The sequence below is a fragment of the Mesorhizobium sp. LSHC412B00 genome (assembly GCF_000503035.1).
GTDB lineage: Bacteria > Pseudomonadota > Alphaproteobacteria > Rhizobiales > Rhizobiaceae > Mesorhizobium.
Genome location: NZ_AYWB01000005.1, coordinates 327,492 through 336,349, shown reverse-complemented (window position 1 = coordinate 336,349; position 8,858 = coordinate 327,492). Strand labels below are relative to the sequence as shown.

The 8,858-nt window shown below is 64.5% G+C and carries 9 protein-coding genes; 7 read left to right on the top strand and 2 right to left on the bottom strand.

Going from position 1 to position 8,858, the window contains the following annotated elements:
• The first annotated feature begins 9 nt into the window (after positions 1 to 9).
• The 5 genes from X757_RS152095 to X757_RS152115 all read left to right on the top strand — a co-directional run bounded on the left by X757_RS152095 (position 10) and on the right by X757_RS152115 (position 4,540).
• Complete coding sequence (locus X757_RS152095) at positions 10 to 810, top strand: inositol monophosphatase family protein (RefSeq protein ID WP_023684166.1); 801 nt, start codon at positions 10 to 12, stop codon at positions 808 to 810.
• A 206-nt stretch (positions 811 to 1,016) separates the two neighbouring features.
• Positions 1,017 to 1,637 carry a hemolysin III family protein gene (locus X757_RS152100; RefSeq protein ID WP_023694587.1) on the top strand — a complete coding sequence of 207 codons (621 nt, stop codon included), beginning with the start codon at positions 1,017 to 1,019 and terminating at the stop codon, positions 1,635 to 1,637.
• 179 nt (positions 1,638 to 1,816) lie between these two features.
• Complete coding sequence (locus X757_RS152105) at positions 1,817 to 2,842, top strand: MotA/TolQ/ExbB proton channel family protein (protein WP_023668754.1); 1,026 nt, start codon at positions 1,817 to 1,819, stop codon at positions 2,840 to 2,842.
• A gap of 1 nt (position 2,843) precedes the next feature.
• Entirely contained in the window at positions 2,844 to 3,875 is a 1,032-nt protein-coding gene (locus X757_RS152110; RefSeq protein WP_023684164.1) for a peptidoglycan -binding protein, read from the top strand.
• A 239-nt stretch (positions 3,876 to 4,114) separates the two neighbouring features.
• Entirely contained in the window at positions 4,115 to 4,540 is a 426-nt protein-coding gene (locus X757_RS152115) for a hypothetical protein (RefSeq protein WP_023726172.1), read from the top strand.
• A 78-nt stretch (positions 4,541 to 4,618) separates the two neighbouring features.
• On the opposite strand, the gene X757_RS152120 is transcribed toward X757_RS152115, so the two are convergent.
• Entirely contained in the window at positions 4,619 to 4,972 is a 354-nt protein-coding gene (locus X757_RS152120; protein ID WP_023726171.1) for a DUF1304 domain-containing protein, read from the bottom strand.
• A gap of 145 nt (positions 4,973 to 5,117) precedes the next feature.
• Here X757_RS152120 and X757_RS152125 point away from each other — a divergent pair, with 145 nt between their 5' ends.
• Positions 5,118 to 6,605, top strand: coding sequence for a carboxypeptidase M32 (locus X757_RS152125; protein ID WP_023726170.1), 1,488 nt, complete (start codon positions 5,118 to 5,120; stop codon positions 6,603 to 6,605).
• A gap of 10 nt (positions 6,606 to 6,615) precedes the next feature.
• Here the strand turns inward: X757_RS152125 and X757_RS152130 are convergent, their stop codons facing one another.
• The gene (locus tag X757_RS152130; RefSeq protein WP_023668749.1) at positions 6,616 to 8,418 is read right to left on the bottom strand and encodes an ABC transporter transmembrane domain-containing protein; all 1,803 of its coding nucleotides are present in this window, start codon (positions 8,416 to 8,418) and stop codon (positions 6,616 to 6,618) included.
• A gap of 205 nt (positions 8,419 to 8,623) precedes the next feature.
• Between X757_RS152130 and rpmE the strand changes: the two genes are divergently transcribed.
• The gene (gene rpmE, locus X757_RS152135) at positions 8,624 to 8,845 is read left to right on the top strand and encodes a 50S ribosomal protein L31 (RefSeq protein WP_023668748.1); all 222 of its coding nucleotides are present in this window, start codon (positions 8,624 to 8,626) and stop codon (positions 8,843 to 8,845) included.
• The last annotated feature ends 13 nt before the right edge of the window (positions 8,846 to 8,858 follow it).

The window sequence follows — 8,858 nt, the reverse complement described above, 5'->3', positions numbered from 1 at the left end:
ACAGATACGATGGCACGCTCCGCACTTCTCAATGTCATGGTCCAGGCCGCCATGAAGGCCGGCCGCTCGCTGTCGCGCGACTTCGGCGAGGTGCAGAACCTGCAGGTGTCGATGAAGGGACCGGGCGACTATGTCAGCCAAGCCGACCGCAAGGCCGAGGACATTCTGTTTGCCGAACTGTCGAAGGCACGGCCGGGCTATGCCTTCCTGATGGAAGAGCGCGGCATGATCGCAGGGGACGACGACCAGCACCGTTGGATCGTCGACCCGCTCGACGGCACCACCAATTTCCTGCACGGCATTCCGATCTTTTCCATCTCGATCGCGCTGGAGCGACAGGGCCAGTTGGTCGCCGCCGTCATCTACAATCCGGCAATGGATGAGCTCTACACCGCCGAGCGCGGCGGCGGCGCCTTCATGAACGATCGCCGGCTGCGCGTTGCCGGCCGCAGCAAGCTCACCGACTGCGTCATCGGCTGCGGCGTGCCGCATCTCGGCCGCGGCCAGCACGGCAATTTCCTCGTCGAGTTGCGCAATGTGATGGCCGAGGTCTCGGGCGTGCGCCGCCTGGGTTCCGCCGCGCTCGATCTCGCTTATGTCGCCGCCGGCCGCATGGACGGCTTTTGGGAAACCGGCCTTTCGGCCTGGGACATTGCCGCCGGCCTGCTGCTGATCCGCGAGGCCGGTGGCTTCGTCTCCGACATGGATGGCGGCCAGGATATGCTCGAAGCGGGTTCGCTCGTCGCCGGCAACGAGGTCATACAGCGCGCGCTGCTCAAGGCGGTGAAGAAGCCGCTTTCGGCGCGCTGATCACTTGGCATGCCGGCGCGGCGTGCTGAAGCGCCGCAGTCGCAAAACCGCAATCAAAGCTTGAAATACTGCCCGGCGGCCGCCCAGATAAGGGTGACGCAGGATTTTTTATGACGAGCATACCTTCACTATCCTCGCGAGAAGCGCAGCCAGACCAGCCAGTTGAAATCCCTTATGTCGGGCGTTGGCACTACTCGCGTGCGGAGATGATCGCCGATGGCATCGTCCATGCGGTCGGCATCGTGCTGGCGATAGCAGCCGGCTCGGCCTTGCTGGCACTGGCCGCCTTCCATGCCGGTCCCGGCGAATACATCGCCGCCGCCTTCTTTGTGGTGTCGCTGCTGACTGTGCTGTCGATTTCGCTGACCTACAATCTGTGGCCGGTGACGTCGCCGGCGAAGTGGATCTTGCGGCGCTTCGATCATGCGGCGATCTACCTCCTGATCGCCGCGACCTACACGCCCTTTCTGGCCCAGCTCGACGGCTCGCCGCTGGCGCTGCCGATGATTGTCCTTGTCTGGACCGCTGCTTTGACCGGCATTGCCATGAAAGTGTTCCTGCCCGGCCGCTTCGATCGTCTGGCCATTGTCTTCTATCTCGCCATCGGCTGGAGCGGCGTCGTCCTGGTCAAGCCGCTGGTGGCGACGTTGCCGACGACCTCGATCGCGCTGATTGTCGCCGGCGGCATCGTGTACTCCTGCGGCGTCATCTTCTTCGCCTGGAAACGCCTGCGCTTTCACAATGCCCTCTGGCACGGCTTTGTCGTCACCGGCGCCGGGCTGCATCTTGCCGCCATGGTCGACTGCCTGGTCGTCAACCGCCTCTGAACGGCGTGGTGCGGCCCGACAGTCGGGCAATATTGCCAAGCGCCATTCAATTTGGTCACAATTCCGTTTAGAGTCGCGAATTACGTGATCGGCGGCACTGGAGCGGTTCCAGGGAAGTATGAGCGGCTTCCCGTTCGGAATTGCGTCAAGGCAAATAGAGCATCGGAAACGGGGCACGGATGGCTTTTCTCAGATCCTTCGGCGTGGGCAGGCGTTCTGATGTCCTGATGTACGATCCGCACAAACTGTCGAGCCCGCAGGTCTTCCTCCTGACCATGGTCATCTTCCTGGTCATCGTCGCCTTCATCGCCGCCATCCTCACCCGCCAGATCTCGACCGCTTTCGGGAGCAATCCCGGCCTCAATGGCCTCATCGTCGGCGTCCTTGTGGTCGGCATCCTGCTCGCCTTCGCCCAGGTCGGACGACTGTTTCGCGAAGTGCGCTGGGTCAATTCCTTCCGCGCCGGTTCCGAAACCACCGAGCCGGTGCTGCTGGCGCCGATGAAGGCGATGATCGGCCGCTCCTCGACGGTCGCCTTCTCGACGTCTTCGATGCGCACCATGCTGGATTCGATCGCCACCCGCCTCGACGAAAGCCGCGACACCTCGCGCTATCTCGTCGGGTTGCTGGTGTTCCTCGGTCTGCTCGGCACCTTCTGGGGCCTGCTCAACACCATCGGCTCGATCCGCGAAACCATCGAATCGCTCGATCCCGGCACCGGCGACGCCGCCGCCGTGCTCGATTCGCTGAAGCAGGGGCTGTCGGCGCCGCTGGCCGGCATGGGTACGGCCTTTTCGTCCTCGCTGTTCGGCCTTTCCGGGTCGCTGGTGCTAGGCTTCCTCGACCTACAGGCCGGCCGCGCGCAGACCCGCTTCTATACCGAGCTTGAAAACTGGCTGTCCTCGGTCACCGATCTCTCCTCCGACATCGCCGTCGCCGACCCGGCCAAGACTGAATCCTCCGACGAGATCCGGGTCCTGTCGGAACGGCTGCGCAGCATGCAGGAAAGCGGCGGCGGCTCCAATCCGCGCGTCGCCACCGCCATGGCCAATCTCGCCGACGGCATTTCCGGACTGGTCAAGAACATGCGCTCCGAGCAGCAGATCATGCGCGACTGGGTCGAGGCCCAATCGGACGAGCAGAAGGCGATGCGCAACACGCTGGAAAAGATCGCCGACGCGCTGAAGAAACCCGGGGTCCACTAGCATGGCTCTCGCCAGGGGCCGGCGCACCGATCGCCGGATCGACTATTGGCCGGGCTTCGTCGACGCGCTGTCGACGCTGCTGCTCGCCATCATGTTCCTGCTCACCGTTTTCGTGCTGGCGCAGTTCCTGCTCGGACGCGAACTCTCCGGCAAAGATACGGCGCTCACGCGCCTCAACTCGCAGATCAACGAACTGACGCAGTTGCTGGCGCTGGAGCGCTCGAGCGCGCAGGACAAGGACGATTCGCTGGCCAATCTGCAGGCGTCGCTGTCGGCCGCCGAAGCTGAGAAGAGCCGGCTCGAGCAGCTGCTGGCACAAGGTGCCGGCGCCGGCGACGCCGCCACCCAGCGCGCCGCGGAACTCGGCGGCGAACTCGACAGCCAGCGCCAGATCAGCCAGCAGGCGCTGAGCCAGGTCGAGATCCTGAACCAGCAGATCGCAGCACTGCGCAAGCAGATCGGCGCGCTCGAGGACGCCCTCAATGTGTCCGAAACGCGCGACCGCGATTCCAACACCAAGATCGCCGATCTCGGCCGTCGGCTCAACGTCGCGCTGGCGCAGCGCGTGCAGGAGCTGAACCGCTATCGCTCCGACTTCTTCGGCCGCCTGCGCGAAATCCTCGCCGACCGCGAGAACATCCGCATCGTCGGCGACCGCTTCGTCTTCCAGTCGGAAGTTCTGTTCCCGACCGGGTCGGAAGTGATCAACGATGCCGGCAAAGTCGAGATGAAGAAGCTCGCCGATGCCATCATCGAGTTGCAAAAGGAAATCCCGCCCGAGATCAACTGGGTGCTGCGCGTCGACGGCCACACCGACAACAAGCCGCTGTCCGGCGCCGGCCGCTATCGCGACAATTGGGAATTGTCGACGGCGCGTTCGACCTCGGTGGTCAAGTTCCTGATCGAGAACGGCGTGCCCGCCAACCGGCTGGTTGCGGCCGGCTTCGGCGAATTCCAGCCGCTCGACCCCGCCGACACCGAAGACGCCCGCAACAAGAACCGACGCATTGAACTGAAGCTCACCGAACGGTGATTTTCAGTCACGCGAAATTGTTTGCCGGCTCAACTCTAGGGCGCAACGCCAGGTCGGCAAGGCCTGAAAACATTATCTTTCTTTAATTACACTTCGCGTTACTGGGCTCCTACTTTGACGCGCAGGGCCGAGAACCGCCGGCGATGCCTCCCATCGCGACGCGACGGAACCGGACGGCCCGCTTCCGGAAGGCGGAGCGAAAGCGCTTGCCCCTTCCATAGCAGGAGGAGACGCACATCATGCGCTCTTTGAAGACTCTCAGGACCGCAACCCTCACGACACTTCTGATCACTGTTCCACTCGCCGGCGCCTATGCCGCCGGACATCACAAGGCCGCCCTCGACGCCAGCGACCCGACCGACATGACCGGTCCGCGCGTGACCGGCCTGATCGAGCAGGTGCGGGGCGTCGAACAGGGCATCACGGATGCGCGCGAGACGAAGGGCATCTCGACCTCGGAAGCGCAGTGGCTGCATCTGCGTGCTGCGCATATCGGCCAGGCCGCCGAACGGGTCGCCGCTTCTGACCATGGCCGGATCCCGGCCGCGCAATATCACGATCTGCTGCGCCGCCTCGACAATGTCGATCAGAGGCTGATGTCCGACACCGGCAGCGGCTTCATGATCGGTGATGGCTCCGACGGCGGAAATTATCCGAACGGCTGAGATCCGCTCTGATATCTCCAGGAATGAGGAAGGGACTGTCTGACGCCCCCGGATCTGGCTCCGAGGGCGTCTTTTTTGTCACCAGCCCAGCCACAGCGCAGCGAGGGCCAGCACCGCCGGCACGGTCTGAATATAGAGGATCTTCCGGCTGGCAGTCGCCGCGCCATAGAGGCCGGCGACGGCGATGCAAAGCAGGAAGATCACCTTGATCTGGAATCCCGCCGCGCCGAGATAGAGGCCCCAGATCAGCCCGGCGGCAAGGAAGCCGTTGTAGAGCCCTTGATTGGCGGCGAGCACCTTCGATGCGCTGGCGAAGTCCGGCTTGAGGTTGAACACCCTGTGCCCGCGCGGTGTGTCCCACGCCACCATCTCCAGATAGACGATAAAGAGGTGGATCAGGGCCACCAGCCCGACCAGGATATTGCCGATCATCTTAGTCTCCCCTCCATGGCGGTGTTCCACCGTCAGCCAGCATTCCACGCACCAGCTCACCGGCGCAAGCTGCATAGCCACCTTTGAGGGTTGCCAATCCTGGCGCGTTGGTATCTTTTCCGCGGTCCAAAACGCGGAACCTGTCATGTCTTTTCAGAAACTCAATGATCTCGGCCACAAGTTCGAAGCGCTGGAACATGCGCTCGCTATCCTCGGCGCCGACGAGGCGACCCACATGGCCGTCGGCGGCGGCGAGAAGCGCGCCGAAGCCATGTCGTCCCTGGCCGGGATGCTGCATATCAGGGCAACGGCGCCGGAGATCGCCGACTGGCTCGCCGCCGCCGAACAGGAGGCGCTGAACGAGGAGCAGCAGGCGGCGGTCCGCGAACTGCGTCGCCAATACACCAACCTGACCTGCCTGCCGGTCGAATTCGTCGAGCGCCAGACGGTGGCGCGTATGCGCTCCGAGCAGCTCTGGCGCGACCTGCGCGCCAAGAATGACTGGGCCGGATTCCTGCCGGCGCTCGAAGGCGTCATCGCGCTGGTGCGCGAGGAAGCCGCCCTGCGCGCCGACGCGCTCGGCCTCGATCCCTACGACGCACTGATGGAGCAATACGATCCTGGCAACCGCGCCGCCGACATCACGCCGGTCTTCACCGAGCTGAAGACATTCCTGAAGGGCTTCGTGCCGGAAGCGCTGGCCGTACAGGAAGCGCAACTGGCCAAGCGCCCGCTGAAGCCGCTCTCCGGCAGCTATGCGATCGACAAACAGCGCGAGCTTGGTCTCGCCATGATGGCTTCGGTCGGCTTCGACCTCACCCATGGTTCTCTGTCGGTATCGCACCATCCCTTCTGCGGCGGGGTGCCGAGCGACGTGCGCATCACCACCCGCTACAAAACGTCCGATTTCCTGTCGGCTTTGATGGGCGTGCTGCACGAGACCGGCCACGCGCTCTACGAGCAGAACCTGCCGAAGGCCTGGGCGCACTGGCCGCTCGGCAAGGCGCGCGGCATGGCGGTGCATGAAAGCCAGAGTCTGTTCGTCGAGAAACAGGTCGGCCGCAACCCCGAATTCTGGCGCTGGGCGCTGCCCGTGGTCGAAAAGCATCTCGGCGAAGCCTGGTCGCTGGACGACATCCTGCCGCATGTGCACCGGGTCGAGCGCGGCCTGATCCGCGTCGATGCCGACGAGGTAACCTACCCGCTGCATGTCATCCTGCGCTACGAGTTGGAGCAGGAGCTGGTCTCGGGGCGGCTGCAGGCAGCCGACCTGCCCGAAGCCTGGGACGCCAAGATGCGGCAGTATCTTGGCCTTTCGACCATCGACAACCCAGCCGACGGACCGATGCAGGACGTGCATTGGCCGGGCGCCGCCTTCGGCTATTTCCCGTCCTATACGCTGGGCGCCATGATGGCGGCGCAGCAATGGGCTGCGCTGACGCGCGACCATCCTTCAGCCGACAGCGAGCTTGCCAAGGGCAATTTCGCCGCCATCAATGACTGGCGCCGCGACAAGATCTGGTCGCAGGGATCGCGCTGGTCGACGCCCGAACTGCTTGAGCGCGCCACCGGCGAGAAACTGAATGCCGCGCATTTCACCGAGCATCTCCGCAAGCGGTATGGTCCCGCCTGATTGCGGGTTGCTACTCCGCGGCACCCCTGAAGGCGCTTGCTCCGGTTTCGAACTGCAGCTTGGCCAGCCTTGCATAGATTCCGCCCTTGGCGACCAAGCTCTGGTGCGTGCCTTCCTCGACGATGCGGCCGCCATCCATGACCAGGATGCGGTCGGCCTTCAGCACGGTCGCCAGCCGGTGGGCGATGACGATGGTGGTGCGGCCCTGCATCAGCCGTTCCAGCGCCGTCTGCACCAGCGTTTCGCTTTCGGCGTCGAGCGCCGACGTGGCCTCGTCGAGCAGCAGGATCGGCGCGTCGCGCAGGATGGCGCGGGCGATCGCCACGCGCTGGCGCTGGCCGCCGGACAAGGTGACGCCGCGCTCGCCGACCTGGCTGTCGTAGCCCTTGTCGAGCCTGAGGATGAACTCGTCGGCCAGCGCGTCCCTGGCGGCAGCCTCGATCTCGGCATTCGTCGCGCCCGGCCGGCCAAAGCCGATATTGTCGCGCGCGCTTGCCGCAAAGATGGTGACGTCCTGCGGCACGATCGCAATGCGCTCCCGCACTTCAGCCGGATCGGCTTCGCGCACGTCGACGCCGTCAATGGCGATGCGGCCGGTTTCTGGATCGTAGAAGCGCAGGATCAGCGAAAAGACGGTGCTCTTTCCGGCGCCCGACGGGCCGACGATCGCCACCGTCTCGCCGGGCTTGACCTGAAAACTCAAGCCGTGGACGGCGGCACGGTCCGGCCTTGCCGGGTAGGAGAAGGAGACGTCGTCGAAACTGATCGCGCCTGTCGCCTTGGCGGGCAGCGGCAGCGGATTGGCCGGCGGTTGAATCGCCGGCGTCTCGTCGAGTATCTCGGTCAGCCTTTCGGCCGCACCCGCCGCCTGGGCAAGCTCGCCCCAGACTTCCGACAGTGCGCCCAGCGCGCCTGCGGCAAACACGGAGTAAAGCAGGAACTGGCCGAGCGTGCCGGGCGACATCGTGCCGGCAAGCACGTCACGCGAGCCGAACCACAACACCGCCACGACCGAGGAAAAGATCATGAAGATGGCAAAGAAGGTGAGCAGCGAGCGGGAGAAGATCGACGAGCGCGCCGCCTGGAAGGCGGCTTCCACCGCGGCCGAGAACCGCCCGGTGACCAGCGTCTCGTTGGTGAACGCCTGCAGCGTGCGCACCGCGCCGATCTGCTCGCTGGCATAGGCGGTCGCTTGCGCCAGCGTGTCCTGCGCCTGCCGTGACCGGCGCCTCACCGAACGGCCGAACGCGACCAGCGGCAGCACGATGAGCGGAATGGCCGCGATCACCAGGCCCGACAGTTTCGGGCTGGTGACGACCATCATCGCCACCGCGCCAAGGCCGAGGATGACGTTGCGCAACGCCACGGAGGCGGTGGCGCCGACCGCGGATTTCACCTGCGTGGTGTCGGCGGCAAGCCGCGAGACGATCTCGCCCGATTGCGCGGTGTCGAAGAAGGACGGCGAAAGCGTCGTGACATGCGAAAACACGTCGCTGCGGATGTCGGCGACGACCCGCTCGCCGAGCGTGATGACGAAGTAGTAGCGTCCGGCCGACGCCGCCGCCAGAATGGCTGCCATCGCCACCAAAGCGGCGAAATATTCGGCGATGAAGACGGTGCCGGAAGCACTGAAACCGTGGTCGATCATGCGCCGCACGGCCAGCGGCAGCGCCAGCGTCGTCGCCGCGGCGATGGCGAGCGAAATGAGGGCGCCTATGACCAGTTTGCGGTAGCGGAATATATAGGGATACAGGCGCCTGAGCGGCCCGAGCGAGCGCCTGCGCCCGTCTTGCTCGCCGCTGATGTCCGCCATGACCGTTTCCTCTGGCCGCTTCCAGGTGGGCGCGTTCAATATGCGCCTGCCGTGGCCTTGTGATTCAATTCCGGCTGATGTATAGGCTCGCCGACCGTTTTAGAAGCCGTGGCTTTTCAATAGCTGCGGCTTCGAGTTTTAAAAAGGGGCGCATCGACGCAGGCCGCGGGCCAGTCTGTAGCGCCACAAGCCAGGAAGCACGACAATGAAGGCCGATATCCATCCCGACTACCACACCATCAAGGTCGTCATGACCGATGGCACCGAATACTCGACCCGTTCGACCTGGGGCAAGGAAGGCGATACGATGAACCTCGATATCGACCCGACCACGCACCCGGCCTGGACCGGCGGCCAGCAGACCCTGCTCGACCGCGGCGGCCGCCTGTCGAAGTTCAAGAAGCGCTTCGAAGGCTTCGGCCTCTAAAGTTTACCTGTAT

Bases quoted from the DNA above. Each gene is read 5' to 3' on its own strand.
- X757_RS152095 (WP_023684166.1), top strand. From the start codon at position 10: ATGGCACGCTCCGCACTTCTCAATGTCATGGTCCAGGCCGCCATGAAG.
- X757_RS152100 (WP_023694587.1), top strand. From the start codon at position 1,017: ATGATCGCCGATGGCATCGTCCATGCGGTCGGCATCGTGCTGGCGATA.
- X757_RS152105 (WP_023668754.1), top strand. From the start codon at position 1,817: ATGGCTTTTCTCAGATCCTTCGGCGTGGGCAGGCGTTCTGATGTCCTG.
- X757_RS152110 (WP_023684164.1), top strand. From the start codon at position 2,844: ATGGCTCTCGCCAGGGGCCGGCGCACCGATCGCCGGATCGACTATTGG.
- X757_RS152115 (WP_023726172.1), top strand. From the start codon at position 4,115: ATGCGCTCTTTGAAGACTCTCAGGACCGCAACCCTCACGACACTTCTG.
- X757_RS152120 (WP_023726171.1), bottom strand. From the start codon at position 4,972: ATGATCGGCAATATCCTGGTCGGGCTGGTGGCCCTGATCCACCTCTTT.
- X757_RS152125 (WP_023726170.1), top strand. From the start codon at position 5,118: ATGTCTTTTCAGAAACTCAATGATCTCGGCCACAAGTTCGAAGCGCTG.
- X757_RS152130 (WP_023668749.1), bottom strand. From the start codon at position 8,418: ATGGCGGACATCAGCGGCGAGCAAGACGGGCGCAGGCGCTCGCTCGGG.
- rpmE (WP_023668748.1), top strand. From the start codon at position 8,624: ATGAAGGCCGATATCCATCCCGACTACCACACCATCAAGGTCGTCATG.